The sequence below is a fragment of the Klebsiella sp. 141153 genome, from assembly GCF_032601995.1.
Classification (GTDB): Bacteria; Pseudomonadota; Gammaproteobacteria; order Enterobacterales; family Enterobacteriaceae; genus Klebsiella; species Klebsiella aerogenes.
Genome location: NZ_JAQIRJ010000007.1, coordinates 1 through 14,869, shown reverse-complemented (window position 1 = coordinate 14,869; position 14,869 = coordinate 1). Strand labels below are relative to the sequence as shown.

15 protein-coding genes are annotated in these 14,869 nt (G+C 55.8%); 5 read left to right on the top strand and 10 right to left on the bottom strand.

The window, feature by feature from the left end; genetic code table 11:
* Positions 1-36: 36 nt before the first annotated feature.
* A complete protein-coding gene (locus tag PGS10_RS14930) occupies positions 37-906 on the bottom strand; it encodes a phosphorothioated DNA-binding restriction endonuclease (RefSeq protein WP_316423185.1) in 870 nt (289 codons plus the stop codon).
* A gap of 179 nt (positions 907-1,085) precedes the next feature.
* Here PGS10_RS14930 and PGS10_RS14925 point away from each other — a divergent pair, with 179 nt between their 5' ends.
* Both PGS10_RS14925 and PGS10_RS14920 read left to right on the top strand, forming a co-directional pair.
* Positions 1,086-1,718 (top strand): HNH endonuclease, encoded by a 633-nt coding sequence (locus PGS10_RS14925; RefSeq protein ID WP_015368497.1) that lies wholly within the window; start codon positions 1,086-1,088, stop codon positions 1,716-1,718.
* Positions 1,719-1,745: 27 nt separating this feature from the next.
* The gene (locus PGS10_RS14920; protein WP_045386873.1) at positions 1,746-2,741 is read left to right on the top strand and encodes a membrane protein; all 996 of its coding nucleotides are present in this window, start codon (positions 1,746-1,748) and stop codon (positions 2,739-2,741) included.
* 89 nt (positions 2,742-2,830) lie between these two features.
* On the opposite strand, the gene PGS10_RS14915 is transcribed toward PGS10_RS14920, so the two are convergent.
* The 8 genes from PGS10_RS14915 to PGS10_RS14880 form a co-directional block, all read right to left on the bottom strand.
* The gene (locus tag PGS10_RS14915) at positions 2,831-3,175 is read right to left on the bottom strand and encodes a DUF1294 domain-containing protein (RefSeq protein ID WP_316423184.1); all 345 of its coding nucleotides are present in this window, start codon (positions 3,173-3,175) and stop codon (positions 2,831-2,833) included.
* Positions 3,176-3,289: 114 nt separating this feature from the next.
* Positions 3,290-4,009: a DNA/RNA non-specific endonuclease gene (locus tag PGS10_RS14910; protein ID WP_410477091.1), complete on the bottom strand. Its 720-nt coding sequence runs from the start codon at positions 4,007-4,009 to the stop codon at positions 3,290-3,292.
* The gene (locus tag PGS10_RS14905; protein WP_264753184.1) at positions 4,002-4,130 is read right to left on the bottom strand and encodes a hypothetical protein; all 129 of its coding nucleotides are present in this window, start codon (positions 4,128-4,130) and stop codon (positions 4,002-4,004) included. Before PGS10_RS14905 ends, PGS10_RS14910 begins: the two co-directional genes overlap by 8 nt.
* A 196-nt stretch (positions 4,131-4,326) precedes the next feature.
* Positions 4,327-7,476 (bottom strand): CusA/CzcA family heavy metal efflux RND transporter, encoded by a 3,150-nt coding sequence (locus PGS10_RS14900; RefSeq protein ID WP_316423183.1) that lies wholly within the window; start codon positions 7,474-7,476, stop codon positions 4,327-4,329.
* Positions 7,477-7,487: 11 nt separating this feature from the next.
* On the bottom strand, positions 7,488-8,759 hold the full coding sequence (locus tag PGS10_RS14895) for an efflux RND transporter periplasmic adaptor subunit (RefSeq protein ID WP_316423182.1): 1,272 nt from the start codon (positions 8,757-8,759) through the stop codon (positions 7,488-7,490).
* A 44-nt stretch (positions 8,760-8,803) separates the two neighbouring features.
* Positions 8,804-9,148, bottom strand: a complete 345-nt coding sequence (gene cusF, locus PGS10_RS14890; protein WP_316423181.1) for a cation efflux system protein CusF — start codon at positions 9,146-9,148, stop codon at positions 8,804-8,806.
* 17 nt (positions 9,149-9,165) lie between these two features.
* Positions 9,166-10,551: an efflux transporter outer membrane subunit gene (locus PGS10_RS14885; protein ID WP_316423180.1), complete on the bottom strand. Its 1,386-nt coding sequence runs from the start codon at positions 10,549-10,551 to the stop codon at positions 9,166-9,168.
* Entirely contained in the window at positions 10,538-10,660 is a 123-nt protein-coding gene (locus PGS10_RS14880; RefSeq protein WP_257394921.1) for a hypothetical protein, read from the bottom strand. The genes PGS10_RS14885 and PGS10_RS14880 overlap by 14 nt, the downstream gene beginning before the upstream one ends.
* A 64-nt stretch (positions 10,661-10,724) precedes the next feature.
* Here PGS10_RS14880 and cusR point away from each other — a divergent pair, with 64 nt between their 5' ends.
* The 3 genes from cusR to PGS10_RS14865 all read left to right on the top strand — a co-directional run bounded on the left by cusR (position 10,725) and on the right by PGS10_RS14865 (position 13,270).
* The gene (gene cusR, locus PGS10_RS14875; protein WP_047046104.1) at positions 10,725-11,408 is read left to right on the top strand and encodes a copper response regulator transcription factor CusR; all 684 of its coding nucleotides are present in this window, start codon (positions 10,725-10,727) and stop codon (positions 11,406-11,408) included.
* Entirely contained in the window at positions 11,398-12,840 is a 1,443-nt protein-coding gene (locus PGS10_RS14870) for a Cu(+)/Ag(+) sensor histidine kinase (protein WP_047078540.1), read from the top strand. The genes cusR and PGS10_RS14870 overlap by 11 nt, the downstream gene beginning before the upstream one ends.
* Positions 12,841-12,949: 109 nt before the next feature.
* Positions 12,950-13,270 carry a hypothetical protein gene (locus tag PGS10_RS14865; RefSeq protein ID WP_045394792.1) on the top strand — a complete coding sequence of 107 codons (321 nt, stop codon included), beginning with the start codon at positions 12,950-12,952 and terminating at the stop codon, positions 13,268-13,270.
* Between the two features lie 92 nt (positions 13,271-13,362).
* Here PGS10_RS14865 and PGS10_RS14860 read toward each other — a convergent pair whose 3' ends face one another.
* A complete protein-coding gene (locus PGS10_RS14860; RefSeq protein WP_047078538.1) occupies positions 13,363-14,484 on the bottom strand; it encodes a cupin domain-containing protein in 1,122 nt (373 codons plus the stop codon).
* Positions 14,485-14,869: the final 385 nt, after the last annotated feature.

Here is a 14,869-nt window from a genome sequence, read left to right as displayed (position 1 = left end):
GGGGCGATTCCGTGCCATATATTCGCGTGCCTTACCTCACCCCCTAAATACCTCTCTCCTGTGCCACTCCACAAATCCCTCTTTCGGGTAACAGTCCTTCCCCTGAGGCAATCCAATTTGCTTACCATCAAAATCCCAGAACAGCTTTCCGACAATTCCACCGCCGTTAACCGCTGGAGAAATCTGTACCCGCATATGCTCATCCAGGCCAATCGAGCCTTTATCAAACGCTTTGTGGTGAATGGCGCATAGCGCCAGGCCGTTGGGAATTTCACATGGGCCGCCGTGCTGCTTCCATTTGATATGCGCAGCCTCCAGCGCGACGGAGTTATTGTCATGGCGCATATTAAAGCCGCAGATAGCGCATTCATAGTTATAAGCGCGTAGCACCTGTTGGCGGAACAGCGGGTCGCGTTCTTTGCGAATTTGCTGGATATCAAACCCCATCTCGTCGGCGATCTCTTCCTGAATACTCTCCGGGAAATGGGCCTGCAGGATCTGATGCGCCAGGGTGTTAATCAGCCTCTTATTCTTGCTCAGCAGCGCGAAGTGCTCTTCGTCAAAGCCGCCCGCGACGTGATAGGTTTCCAGTTCTTTAGAGGGTGGCTGTCTGCTGCCTTCAGTTGAACATTGCTCAGCGTTGCGTAATTCCCAGAAGCCGTCGCCTTTTAGACGCCAGAAAGGCATATCGGGGCGGTATTGCGCGCGCTGTGGACCAAAACGCTCCAGCAGGCTATGTAACTCATCACGAACCTCTGAGGCGTAATCGAACATCCGCGGATGTCCGTGCTGGTAATGCGACAGCACGTGCAACAACAGCAGAGGTTTATGCGGCGCGCGCTGTTCGCCTTTGCGCCAGATAGTGATATTGGCGATCGCTTGTTGCAGAGTTTTACTAGAAGGCATCGCGTTACGTATTTTGCTAAATAATTGCGATGATGCTCGCAAAACTGCTGTCGATCAAGCCACCGGGATTCGATATCCAACCCAGGTCTCTTTTCAACTATCACCATGATTTATCTATTCGAAATTTATTCCGCTTTCTATCTATAATGAGGTCACTCATCATCAAATAGCTCAGCCATATGAAACGGTTGCCAGATCATCTATCGCGAGAATGCATCATCGAAGCCATCCGCGCGTACGACGAGGGTATAGCGCATCAGTTTAAAGACGCGCGTCTGTATGAAGTCGAATTCGAAGGACGTCGTTATCCCTCTAAAGCTATCGTTGGGATAGCGGCCACTATGGCGACGAAAACGGAGTTCACGCCGGCGGATTTCAGCGGTGGGATCAAATCCAAATGCGTCCGTCTGTTGCTGGAGCAAGGATTCAAGATCGTTCAGGAGCGAGTAGATGATGCTGGTATTACCCCTTTCCCCGACGAGCTACAGACGAAAAGTGAGTTTGTAGAAGGGGCTGCGGTTCAGGTTATGGTTAACCGCTATGAGCGCGATCGCCAGGCCCGCGAGGCCGCGTTGCGCTATCACGGTACCCGGTGTCAGGTGTGCGGCCTTGATATGGCGAAGCGCTACGGTGATATCGGCCAGGGCTTTATCCACATTCATCATCTGGTGCCGCTATCGGAGATTAAACAGGACTATCGTCTGGATCCGAAAACTGACCTGATCCCAGTTTGCCCCAACTGTCACGCGATGCTGCATCGGCGAAACCCGCCATATACGCCAGATGAATTAAAAACTCTGATACAATCATAGTAATACTTTCATAAACGGATTTGAAAAATGGCATTATATAATATTGCTGATAAAAATTTAGTTGCGCTGGAAAAAACTACCTACTCAATAGAGGGGCTTCAGGAACGTTACGATTTGCAAGAAGCTATAAAAAATAATATTGATATCCTTGCACCTGATTGTCTTGTCATTGCTGAGGAGTTTTCAGATTGGGAGGACAGCAGAAGACGGATTGACTTATTAGCGATTGATAAGCAGGCTAATCTTGTCGTAATAGAGTTAAAGCGAGATGAAATCGGCGCTCATATGGAATTACAAGCATTGCGTTATGCAGCTATGATTTCTACAATGAGTTTTACAAAAGCATGCGAATATTATCAGTCATATTTAGGTACTGATTCAGATGTTAATGCTAAAGCAAAAATATTAGAATTTATTGGTCTTGAGGAGAATGAGCTCTCTGACTTTGGTAAGGATGTTAGAATTGTTCTTGCTTCAGCTGATTTTGGGAAAGAACTGACCACTACAGCGATTTGGCTGAGAGATAAAGGTGTTGATATTCGTTGTGTTCGTCTTACACCTTACAAGTTTAACGATGATATACTAATAAATGCGGAGCAAATAATTCCGGTTCCAGAATTAGAAGAATATCAAGTTAAGTTCAGGGAAAAGCTGGTTGAGCAAAATATAAGTAGCCAGAAGTCTGAAAAAGATTACTCTGAATATAGGTATAATGGTGGTGTTTATAATAAGCGTAAGTTAGCCCTTGAACTATTTACTGATTGGATAAATAAGCATAATCCCCACAGCCTTGAGGACATTTATACTAAGCTGGGTGAAATTCTCAAAAATCGAACAATTGTTTTGGCTGATCAAGTTCCTGATGGGCGAAAGAATCGATATCATTTGAGTGAAGATGCGGTAATTGAGCTTCAATCTGGCGAAGTTATCGCAATATCGAACCAATGGGGGCTTGGTAATATCCAGCGTGTAATTGATTTTTTACGACGCGATGGTTTTATTATTGAAAAAGTAGAGCAATAGGTAGTAAAAAATATTGCTCAACGCTGCGTTTGCAGACCTGGTGTTGAGCATATTGAGCGTAAATGTAGTGATAATAAATTACACCAACCCTACACCCCATAATCCCGGTACAGCCAATATCCGCCAACCAGCACCACAACATTCAGCACGATGCTAATAATGAAATATGTCCTGAATGGCTGCTTCTGGGTTTTGTGGCGAAAACACTGCTGCCCGGCAATCGCGCCGGGCCATCCGCCAAGCAGGCCGAACGTCAGCAGGGTGGATTCCGGGATCCGGTTCCAGGCTTTACGGGCGGCTAATTTATCGATGCCGTAGATAAGCCAGGTTAGCACGTTCGCCAGCAGGAACCACATGGCGATGGAATAGGGCAGCAACAGGCTGCCGACGGCGGCAAGGGCCAGCAGGAAGTAACAAAAATAACCGAGCTTCATACGATATCAACAGCGCTTAGCAGTGGCAGGGAGAGCAACTATATCTGGTTTGCTGACTGGCGGTAAGACGCCGATTGTTAATCGCGACAGGTCGACAACTTTACCTCTTGCTCCTTACCGGCAACCCATTTCCTGCGCCAGCGTCCCCGGCAGAGTCTTTAGCGATGTGGCAACAGAGGCCGGTAATGCCGACCACAGCGTCAAATGCGGACTGGTACGGCGCTCGATCTCTTCCACCGTCACCTGATAGTCGCAAAAATTAGCATCGCGCGGCGTTGCCTGGTCCAGCACAAATGCCGCGTACTTGCCGCTCTGCGGGCCATTATCGAGGAAAATAATCTTCCAGTAGCCGCTGGGGATCTCCACGCCCGGCGCGGCGGGCAGGGTGGCGATATGCCGCTCGAACAGCGGCCCGGTAACCGCATAAACCGCCGTCACCTCCGGGCGCTCGGCCAACGCGCGCTCCGCGTCTTCCAGCCGAGCCCATGCCCCCTGATTCAGCGCCGCTTCCTGCGGGGTGATATTCGACAGATAGTTTAGCGCAGGCCAGTCCTCCACGCCGCCGAGGCTCGCCAGCGGTGCCTGATGGCCGCGATCGACCGCCAGTAAAGTGTTGGCCCGGCGATAGTCGGCGGGCGCCAGGGTATCGGCTGCGGGTAAATCGGGGTCCTGCTTCCACACTCTTGCCCGGTTGCTGGCCTCGCAGGCACGGGTGATTTTATACGCTACCCAGTTGGCCAGTTTACGACTGGGGTTATTGTTCAGCGTGTAGGCCGCGCGGAAAAGCGTCTGTTGGCTGCCGCCGGTTGGGCAGCCAACTTCGCAATTATCCACCTTTACTGTCGCGGCATGGCAGGGGGATATCGTGCTCAGGGTGGAAAGTAATAACAGCAAAAATAAACAGGGTGGAGAAGGATTCAGGTTCATCGATAGCGCTCATTAATTTAAGGCCCACCTTTTCTCCGCGTGATAAATACGCAGCCTGGGTGAGCAGGAAAATCAATGAAGCTAAAGGGGAGAACGAGGAGTGAAGGTCGATTGGCGCAGAGGATGAGATAATATGAGAGCGGGTGAGGGTTAAATGAGGTAATTGCTTGTGGGTCTAATAATAAAAAGGCCCGCCGGTGAAATACCAACGGGCCTGCCTTTATTTATTCTCCGCGCTTGCCCCGATGCCGATACAGCCACATCAGCTTATATGCCGCCGGAATGATAAACAGCGACAGCAGCGGCGCGGTGATCATCCCGCCAATCATCGGCGCGGCGATACGGCTCATCACTTCTGACCCGGCGCCGGTGCCCCATAAAATCGGCAGCAGGCCGGCGATAATCACCGCCACGGTCATCGCCTTTGGCCGCACGCGCAGCACCGCGCCCTGGTACAGCGCCTCGTCGAGCTTATCGGCGCTGAAGGTCTGCGGGTTCTCCAGCGATGGCTCCGCCTCAATGGCGTGGCGCAGGTACATCAGCATCACCACGCCAAACTCCGCCGCCACCCCGGCCAGGGCGATAAAGCCGGTACCGGTGGCCACCGACAAATGGAACCCCATCCAGTAGAGGAACCAGATCCCGCCGACGAGGGCGAACGGCACGCTGGTGATAATCAGCAACGCCTCGCCGAAGCGGCGGAACGCCAGGTACAGCAGCACGAAGATAATCATTAGCGTCATCGGCACCATCAGCTTCAGCTTCTGATTGGCGCGCTCCAGCAGCTCAAACTGCCCGGAGTAGGAAACGCTGATGCCCGGTTTCAGCTTCACCTCTTTGCCGATGGCCTGCTGCAGATCGCGCACCACCGACACCATGTCGCGGTCGCGAGCGTCGATGTAGATCCAACTGGTCGGGCGGGCGTTCTCGGTCTTCAGCATCGATGGCCCGGTAACGACTTTAACCTCGGCGACGTCGCCGAGCACGATCTGCTGCTTCAGCGGCGTGAGGATCGGCATCTGGCGCAGGGTCTCCGGGCTGTCGCGATAGCTCTGCGGGTAGCGGATGTTGATCGGATAGCGCTCGACGCCCTCTACCGTTTCACCAACCATCGCGCCGCCGATGGCGGACGAGACGAACAGCTGCACGTCGCCGACGGTCATGCCGTAACGGGCCGCCTTCTCACGATGAATATCAATGTTGAGGTAGCGCCCGCCGACCAGCCGCTCGGCTAGTGCCGAAGTGACTCCCGGCACGGTGCGCGCCACCACTTCAATTTGTTCGGCGATGGCGTCGATATCGGCCAGGTTGGTGCCGGAAACTTTAATGCCGATCGGGCTCTTGATGCCGGTGGAGAGCATGTCGATGCGGTTGCGGATCGGCGGCACCCACAGGTTCGCCAGCCCCGGCAGACGCACGGTTTTATCCAGCTCCTCGACGATCTTCTCCATGGTCATCCCCGGTCGCCACTGATCCAGCGGCTTGAGCTGAATCGTGGTCTCTACCATCTCCAGCGGCGCCGAGTCGGTGGCGGTTTCGGCCTTGCCGGTTTTGCCGAACACCCGCGCCACTTCCGGCACCGTCATAATTAGCTTATCGGTTTTCTGCAGCATATCCGCCGCCTGCGCAGCGGAGATCCCCGGCAGCGTTGACGGCATATAGAGCAGATCGCCTTCGTTAATCTGCGGCAGAAACTCGCCGCCGACCCGGTTAAGGGGCCAAATCACCGTCAGGATCGACAGGAGTGCGATCAGCAGGGTAGTCTTCGGCCAGTGCAGCACCTTTAGCAGCAGCGGGTGATAAATGCGGATCAAAAAGCGGTTCAGCGGGTTGCTGTTCTCCGCCGGGATCTTGCCGCGGATCCAGAAGCCCATCAGGATCGGGATCACCACGATCGCCAGCAGCGCCGCCCCGGCCATCGCCCAGGTTTTGGTGAAGGCCAGCGGGCCGAACAGTTTGCCCTCCTGGCCTTCGAGGGTGAAAATCGGGATAAACGACAGAGTAATGATCAGCAGGCTGATAAACAGCGCCGGGCCGACCTCCACCGACGCATCGGTAATGATTTTCCAGCGGATGTCGTTGCTTAGCTTCTCTCCCGGGTGCTGATGTTCCCACTCCTCCAGCCGCTTATGGACGTTCTCAATCATCACGATGGCGGCATCGACCATCGCCCCCACCGCAATGGCGATCCCGCCCAGCGACATGATGTTGGCGTTGAGCCCCTGGAAATGCATCATGATAAAGGCGAAGCACAGGCCGAGCGGCAGCGAAATAATCGCCACCAGCGCCGAGCGCACGTGCCACAGGAACAGGACACAGACCAGCGCGACAACGATAAACTCTTCCAGCAGCTTGTGGCTGAGGTTGTTGATGGCGCGGTCGATAAGCTGGCTGCGGTCGTAGGTGGTGACCACTTCAACCCCTTCCGGCAGGCTGCTTTGCAGCGATGCCAGCTTCTCTTTGACCGCCGAGATCACCTCGCGGGCGTTCTTGCCGGAGCGCAGGATCACCACGCCGCCGGCGACTTCGCCCTCGCCGTTAAGCTCGGCGATACCGCGGCGCATCTCCGGGCCAATCTGCACCCGCGCGACGTCGCCGAGATAGACCGGCACGCCGTTATCGCCGGTTTTCAGCACGATATTTTTGAAGTCGTCGAGCGTCTGCAGGTAGCCGCTGGCGCGCACCATATATTCGGCTTCCGCCAGTTCGACGGAAGAGCCGCCCGCCTCCTGGTTAGAGGCGTCCAGCGTCGATTTCACCTCGCCGAGGCTGATGCCGTACTGGGTCAGCTTCATTGGGTCGACGACAATCTGATACTCCTTGACCACGCCGCCTACCGACGCCACTTCCGAGACGTTAGGAATGGTTTTCAGCTCATATTTTAAGAACCAGTCCTGTAGCGAACGCAGTTCGGCGAGGTCATGTTTGCCGCTGCGGTCGACCAGCGCGTACTCGAAGACCCAGCCAACCCCGGTGGCGTCAGGGCCCATTTCGGCGCTGACCCCGGCGGGCAGTTTGCCCTGCACCTGGTTGAGATACTCCAGCACCCGCGAGCGCGCCCAGTAAGGATCGGTGCCGTCTTCAAATATTACATACACGTAGGAGTCGCCAAACTGCGAGAAGCCGCGCACCGTTTTGGCGCCAGGCACCGACAGCATGGTGGTGGTCAGCGGCCAGGTGACCTGGTTTTCGACGATCTGCGGCGCCTGTCCCGGGTAGCTGGTTTTGACGATTACCTGTACGTCGGAGAGGTCCGGCAGGGCGTCTACCGGGGTGTGGATGATGGTCCAGGTTCCCCAGATGCTGAGAAACAGCGCCGCCATCATCACCAGGAAGCGGTTGGCTACCGAGCGGCGGATAATCCATTCAATCATTGTTCCGTTCCTCAGTGCGCGTGGGCGGCAGGAGCCGTGACATCAGGAGCCTGCGCGCGCATGCGCTCCAGCGCGCCGGAGATATTGGCTTCCGAGTCGAACAGGAACAGGCCGCTGGCGACGACTTTTTCGCCCTCCTGCAGACCGCTGCGAATGGCCGTGACGCCATTGGATTCGTGGAATACCTGCACGAGCTTCGGCACGAAGCGGCCCTCGTTATCCACGGTAATCACTCGCTGCTCGCTGCCGCTGTCGATCAACGCTTTTGATGGGATCAGCAGCATCGGCGCGCTTTCGCTGGTCAGTTTCAGATAGGCGTTCATCCCCGGCTTCAGCGCTTCATCCGGGTTGTTGACCTGCAGGCGTAGCTGCAGGGTACGGGTGGCGCTATCGACGCTGGGGAGAATGGTCCATTTGTTGATGCTGAAGGTTTTGCCCGGCCAGGCGGGAACCTGAATGGCGAACTGCGAGGCGTCTTTAATCAGCCAGGCGATGGATTCCGGCACCGCCACGCTGACCCACACCGGGTCCATGCCCTGAATTTTCGCCACCACATTATCTTTGACGATATTCATTCCGGCACGCAGATCGAAGGCGGTAATAACGCCATCGATCGGCGCTTTGAGGGTAAAGCGGGTCTGGATTTTACGTGTGGTTTTCAGGCGGCGGATATCGTCATCCGGCATGCCGGCGAGGCGTAGGCGTTCGAGGATCCCCTCAACCTGCGTGGCGGTGCCCCCGGTCTCCTGCAACAACAGATATTCGCTCTGCGCTTCCACCCAGTCCGGGATGGTCAGCTCGAGTAACGGCGTGCCTTGCTTGACTTTGTCGCCGACGGTCAACGGATAGACTTTATTAATAAAGCCCGCCGCCCGCGCCTGCATAATCACGTACTGATACTCGTTATAGCTGATGTTGGCCGGGAAGGTCTGGGTGTAGCGCAGCGGCCCGCGGGTGACCGCGGCGGTTTTTACGCCGAGATTCTGGGTCTGTGTCGGGTCGATACGCACCCCCGGCGCACCGGCGGCGGCACTCTCCTCATCAGCGTATTTCGGCACCAGATCCATATCCATAAACGGCGATTTACCCGGTTTATCGAAGCGGGTGTTCGGGTACATCGGGTCGTACCAGAACAGCACTTTACGCTGCTGCTCGGCCGCCGGGTCCGCCGTTGCGGCGTCGTGGATCGGCGCCCATCGGGTATACAGCGCCGCGGTAAGCGCGCCGCCAATCACCATGCTGCCGAGGATTAGCGCCGTATTTTTCAGTGTCAGGGATGCCATGTGTCGTCCATTTAGTCGTTGAGGAGCCTACCGTCGCCGGGCCGTTAGCGGGCGCGGATTTCCTGCAGCAGCGACAGATTGCCCTGCTGAACGAAAGTGAAGTCCACGCTGTCGCCATCCTTCACATTGTTGAGCTGCGTTTGCGGGGTGATGGTGAAGCGCATGGTCATCGGCGGCCAGTTCACCGCCGGGATGGCCTCGTGGGCGATGGTGATTTTTTTGCTATCCATATCAATGGCTTTAATGATGCCTTTGCCGCTGATACCTTGCGCCTGCGCGGCGGCGGGCTGCTCGTGCATTGTCATGCCGGCGTGCGGGTCGGCGGCCTGGGCCGCGAATACTGCGCCAGAGAGTAGGGTGAACAGGGCGATTTTAGACAGTGAATTCATAATCAAAACTCCTCGGGTTATTCCATCCAGCCGCCGCCGAGAGCGGTGAACAGGGTGATTTCATTCGCCTGACGGGAATAGTTGAGTTCCAGCAGGGTTTGTCGGGTGGTGAAAATGTCGCGCTGAGCGCTTAGCACTTCGATATAGCTGACCGCGCCGTGGCGATAGAGCGCAGTAGCGCGCCGCAGGGTGATATTCAGCGAGGCGAGATAACGCTGCTGCGCGGCAATCTGATCGGCCAGGCTTTGGCGCAGGGCCAGCGCGTCGGCCACCTCTTTAAAGGCGGACTGAATTTTTTGCTCATAGTTGACCACCTGCTGCTGCTGGCGGATCTCCGCCAGATCGAGGTTGGCCTGATTACGCCCGGCGTTGAAAATCGGCAGTTCGATTTTGGGGATGAAGTTCCACATCGCGCTGCCGGCGTTAAACAGGCTGGAGAGCTCGCTGCTGCTGCCGGAGAGCGAGCTGGTCAGGGTAATCGACGGGAAGAAGGCCGCCCGCGCGGCGCCGATATTGGCGTTGGCTGCCAACAGGCTGTGTTCGGCCTCTAAAATATCCGGCCGCTGCAGCAGGATCTCTGAAGAGAGCGACGGCGGCAGGGTTACGCCTTTCAGGTCCACCGCGCTGCTGGCGCTATCGTCCGGCAGCCGTTGATAGCTGCCGAGCAGTAGCTGCAGGGCGTTATTAGCCTGCGCCAGTTGGCCCTGCCGTTTGGCGATATCGGCGCGGGTGCTTTCGATCATGCCGCGCGCCTGTTCCAGCGCCAGAACGGTGGTGCTGCCGGTCAGCAGCTGTTTTTCGACGAAGGCGTAAGACTGCTGATAGTTCTGTAAGGTGTCGTTCGCCACCTGCAACTGCGCCGCCGCCAGCCGCTGGTTGAAGTAGCTTTGTGAAACGTTAGCAATCAACAGGATATGCACCGCGCGCCGAGCCTCTTCGCTGGCGAAGAAGTTCTGTCGGTCGGCCTCGCTAAGGTTTTTCAACCTGCCAAAGAAGTCGAGGTCGTAGCTGAGATTCAAGCCAGCGGCATAATCGCTGCTGGTGGTGGTGTCGCCTTTGAGCTTGCCGCCATAGGTGGTGCTGCCGTCGCCGTTAAGCTGCGGGTAGAGGTCGGCGTCGGTCACCCGGTACTGGGCGCGGGCCTCCTGCACTTTCAGCGTCGCCATCCGTAGATCGCGATTGTTGGTCAGCGCGGTGCTAATCAGGCTTTTTACCTGTGGGTCGACGAAAAAGGTGCGCCAACCGGTCTCCTGGTAGCCCGCCGTCGCGGTAACCAGTTTGTTCTGGCTGAGAGAGAACTGCTGCGGCACCGGCGCTGCGGGGCGCTGATAGTCCGGAGCAAGTGACAGGCAGCCTGTTAAGGCGAATATCACGCTGAGAGAAAGAAGCTTAATTGGGCGCATGGCGACAGACGGTTTTCGGCGATTTATCAATGGCGGATACTTTACGCAGCGGGCTCTGTTCAACGCGTGACAGGAAAATGACAAAGCTGTCATTTTCCTGATATTTCATTGCTATCCGGAGGGGCTCCTCTAAAATTGAATACCCGCACAGAGCGCGCGTGAAGGAGCCAGCCGTGAAGATTTTGATTGTCGAAGATGAGAAGAAAACCGGGGAGTACCTGACCAAAGGGCTTACCGAAGCCGGATTCGTCGTCGACCTGGCCGACAACGGCCTTAACGGTTATCACCTGGCGATGACCAGCGATTACGATCTGCTGATCCTCGATATCATGCTGCCGGACGTCAACGGCTGGGATATCGTGCGCATGCTGCGCGCCGCCAATAAAGGGATGCCGATCCTGCTGCTCACCGCGCTTGGCACTATCGAGCATCGGGTGAAGGGGCTGGAGCTGGGTGCCGACGACTATCTGGTGAAGCCCTTTGCTTTTGCGGAACTGCTGGCGCGGGTACGTACTCTGCTGCGTCGCGGGGCGGCGGTAATAGTAGAAAGCCAGTTTCAGGCGGCCGATCTCAGCGTTGATTTGGTCAGCCGCAAGGTGATGCGCGGCGCGACTCGTATCACCCTGACCAGTAAAGAATTCACTCTGCTGGAGTTCTTCCTGCGCCATCAGGGCGAGGTGCTACCCCGCTCGCTGATCGCGTCGCAGGTGTGGGATATGAATTTCGACAGCGACACTAACGCCATCGACGTGGCGGTGAAGCGGCTGCGCGCCAAAATCGATAACGACTTCGAACCGAAGCTTATCCAGACCGTGCGCGGCGTCGGTTATATGCTTGAGGTGCCGGATGGCCGCTAAGCGCCCCTTTTCGTTGGCCACCCGGCTGACCTTCTTTATCAGCCTCGCCACCATCATTGCATTCTTTGCCTTCACCTGGATCATGATCCATTCGGTGAAGGCCCACTTTGAAGAGCGCGACGTTCACGACCTCAAGCAGCTCAGTACCACGCTTGAGACGGTGCTCAACCATGCCGACTATCCGCAGGAGCGGCGGCTGGAGATCTTAAAAAACGTGATTGGCGGCTACGCTAACGTCTTTATCTGTCTGGATGATGCCGAGGGCAATATTCTGTTTCAGTCGCCAGACGGCCCGGAACTCAGCCATATTATGAGCACGCCGGGGCTGGCGATGAAGTTGCGTGACGGTAATGTGATTTCATGGACCGACCCGCAGCCGCGGGAAATGGTTCATGATAATCATCAAATGGAGACCCGCTCCTGGCGGCTAATCATGTTGCCGCTGGGCAAGCAGGCAGATGGCAAACCGGCCTGGCATCTGCTGATGGCCTTATCGATCGACTTTCACCTGCACTATATTAATGAGCTCAAAGCAAAGCTGATTTCCGCGGCGTCGATAATCAGCCTGCTGATCATCGCCATCGTGCTGTTTGTGGTCTATCAGGGGCATAAGCCGATTCGCCAGATCAGCCGCCAGATCCAGAATATTACCTCCCGGGATCTCGATGTACGCCTTGACCCACAGGCGGTGCCCATCGAGCTGGAGCGGCTGGCGCTGTCGTTTAACCATATGCTGGAGCGGATAGAGGATGTCTTTACCCGGCAGTCTAATTTCTCCGCCGATATTGCCCACGAAATCCGTACGCCGATTACCAACCTGGTCACGCAAACCGAAATCGCCTTAAGCCAGAGCCGCAGCCAGCAGGAGCTGGAAGAGGTGCTCTATTCTAATCTCGAAGAGTTTTCGCGCATGTCGCGGATGGTCAGCGATATGTTATTCCTCGCCCAGGCGGATAATAACCAGCTGATCCCTGAACAGCGGGCGCTGGATCTGGCCGAGGAAGTGAATAAGGTGTTTGAGTTCTTTGAAGCGTGGGCGGAAGAGAAAGAGGTGGCGCTGCGTTTTGTCGGTAGCCACTGCCGGGTGATTGGCGACCCGCTGATGCTGCGGCGGGCAATTAGCAACCTGCTGTCGAACGCGATTCGCTATACCCCTGCCGGCCAGGCGGTGACCATTCAGTTGAGCGAAAGCGCCGAGAAGATCCGCCTGGTGGTGGAGAACCCCGGCGCGCCGATTGCCGCTGAACATTTGCCGCGCCTGTTTGACCGTTTCTATCGCGTCGACCCCTCGCGCCAGCGCAAAGGCGAGGGCAGCGGCATCGGTCTGGCGATTGTAAAATCGATTGTCAGCGCCCATCACGGCAGCGTGGCGGTGCAGTCCGATCAACGATCTACGCGTTTTATTGTGGTATTACCAAAATATGCGCAATAACGACCTTATCTGACGGCTTCGTCATAATGCGGTCACGCTGGCGACAGAGCCATTATTTTATCCTTCCTGTTGATGACTCACTATTTGTTAATCTGCAGGGAGTAATAGAATGAACACAGTACGCACTATCGTGGCTATTAGCGTTATTTTTGCAGCAAGTGTGGCGAATGCTGCGGAAATGACCCATCACAACGCGGCGTTGGCGCATGAGATGATGAACAACGGGCAGTCGCCGGCCCATCAGCAGATGGCGCAGGGGCATCTTGCGCAGGTGGGCGACAATCTTGCCTCCCCGAAACAGCCGCGTTCTTTTTCACAAATGAATGAACATGAACAGGCTGCGGTATTTCATGAATCGCTGAATAATGGCCAGGCGTTTGCCCATCAGGCGGAAGCAAAAGCGCATCGCCAACAAATTCCAGCTCTCTAATCAGTGGTGGAGGTGATGGGGGCGAGTTGTCTGGATAATGTCTGAGAGATAGCGGGCAGCGCCAGGTGGCTGCCCGCAGTATTGCCGTTCTCTTACTCTTCGAAGTACCAGTAGCCCTGATTAATCAGGCGCGTCAGTTCGCTAACGAATGCCGGATTTTGCAGGCCGCTGCCGAGCTCTTCTTGACCTAATGAGGTATAGCGGCACAATGCATCCAGCGCTCCGGCATCGGTGGTATCCAGCTGTTCGCTATGTACGAAGAAGCTGTCGCCGATATGCAGAACGCGCAGGCCGCTCAGGCGAGAAAGCTTTTCGCCGCCCAGCAGCGCATCGACCACTTCCGCTTCTTCATATGCCGGTTCCGCCGGAGCAATGTCCAGCTCGTGACGCGGCGTGGTGACGAAACTGCCGAACCACTGCTTGAAGTCTTCGGGTTGGCGAATCATGTCGATCATCATGTTGCGCAGACGTTCGAGTTCATACTCTTCAACCCGGCCCGGATGCTCGCGGCAGGTGAGATCAGGATCGCTGTAGTGTTCGCCGCCGAGGTCGTTTTCCAGCACATAGTCGGCGAAGCTGCTGATCAGGTCGCGGCCGTTTGGCCCGCGGAAGCCGACGGAGTAGTTCAGTGCCGTTTCGTGGGTCACGCCGTCGTGCGGGAATCCCGGCGGAATATAGAGGATGTCGCCCGGCTCCAGATCTTCATCAATGATCGGTGGGAACGGATCGACGTGCAGCAGAGCCGGATGCGGACAGAACTGACGCATCGGCAGCTTATCGCCCACGCGCCAGCGTCGGCTGCCCATGCCCTGAATAATAAAGACGTCATATTGATCGATATGCGGACCCACGCCGCCGCCGGGGACGGAGAAGGAAATCATCAGGTCGTCTAAACGCCAGTCCGGCAGCACGCGGAAGGGGCGCACCAGCTCGGCGGCAGGCATATGCCAGTGGTTAACCGCCTGGGCCAGCAATGACCAGCCGCTTTCGCCCAGCCCGTCGAAATGTTCAAATGGACCGTTACTGGCCTGCCATTTACCGTTAACCAGGCTGACCAGCCGGCTATCGACTTCCGGCTCCATGGCTAACCCGGCCAGTTCGTCTGGCGTAATGGGGTCGATGAAGTTCGGAAACGCCTTCTTTAATACGACCGGCTGCTTTTGCCAGTACTTCTCTAAAAACTCGGGCCAGTTAATGTTGAGTTGATAAGCCATAGATTATTACCAATAGGAAGAAACGGCTCTGATTATAGAAAGGAGAGGAAGTTGAGCGCTTTGTCATGGGTCAAGAGTGGTGCTTAATTCACCATTGGCGTGATAGCGGCGGTGGGTGAACGAGAAAAATCGCGTTTTCGCAAAAAAGTAGTTTCGGTAGAGAATGCGCTGCAGGCCGCATGAATACTGGGTTTTATCGGTTCTGTCTTAACGAGGATAAACGTGAAAAGTTTAATTAATGAGCGCTTGATAAGTTTTTTGTATTTTAAGGCTTGCTATATCTCAGCAGCTCCCTATAATGCGCACCCACTGACACGGCAGATGTGAATCACTTCACACAAACAGCCGGTTCGGTTGAAGAGAAAAATTCTGAAATTCAGGGTTG

Bases quoted from the DNA above. Each gene is read 5' to 3' on its own strand.
- PGS10_RS14930 (WP_316423185.1), bottom strand. From the start codon at position 906: ATGCCTTCTAGTAAAACTCTGCAACAAGCGATCGCCAATATCACTATC.
- PGS10_RS14925 (WP_015368497.1), top strand. From the start codon at position 1,086: ATGAAACGGTTGCCAGATCATCTATCGCGAGAATGCATCATCGAAGCC.
- PGS10_RS14920 (WP_045386873.1), top strand. From the start codon at position 1,746: ATGGCATTATATAATATTGCTGATAAAAATTTAGTTGCGCTGGAAAAA.
- PGS10_RS14915 (WP_316423184.1), bottom strand. From the start codon at position 3,175: ATGAAGCTCGGTTATTTTTGTTACTTCCTGCTGGCCCTTGCCGCCGTC.
- PGS10_RS14900 (WP_316423183.1), bottom strand. From the start codon at position 7,476: ATGATTGAATGGATTATCCGCCGCTCGGTAGCCAACCGCTTCCTGGTG.
- PGS10_RS14895 (WP_316423182.1), bottom strand. From the start codon at position 8,759: ATGGCATCCCTGACACTGAAAAATACGGCGCTAATCCTCGGCAGCATG.
- cusF (WP_316423181.1), bottom strand. From the start codon at position 9,148: ATGAATTCACTGTCTAAAATCGCCCTGTTCACCCTACTCTCTGGCGCA.
- PGS10_RS14885 (WP_316423180.1), bottom strand. From the start codon at position 10,551: ATGCGCCCAATTAAGCTTCTTTCTCTCAGCGTGATATTCGCCTTAACA.
- PGS10_RS14880 (WP_257394921.1), bottom strand. From the start codon at position 10,660: ATGAAATATCAGGAAAATGACAGCTTTGTCATTTTCCTGTCACGCGTT.
- PGS10_RS14870 (WP_047078540.1), top strand. From the start codon at position 11,398: ATGGCCGCTAAGCGCCCCTTTTCGTTGGCCACCCGGCTGACCTTCTTT.
- PGS10_RS14865 (WP_045394792.1), top strand. From the start codon at position 12,950: ATGAACACAGTACGCACTATCGTGGCTATTAGCGTTATTTTTGCAGCA.
- PGS10_RS14860 (WP_047078538.1), bottom strand. From the start codon at position 14,484: ATGGCTTATCAACTCAACATTAACTGGCCCGAGTTTTTAGAGAAGTAC.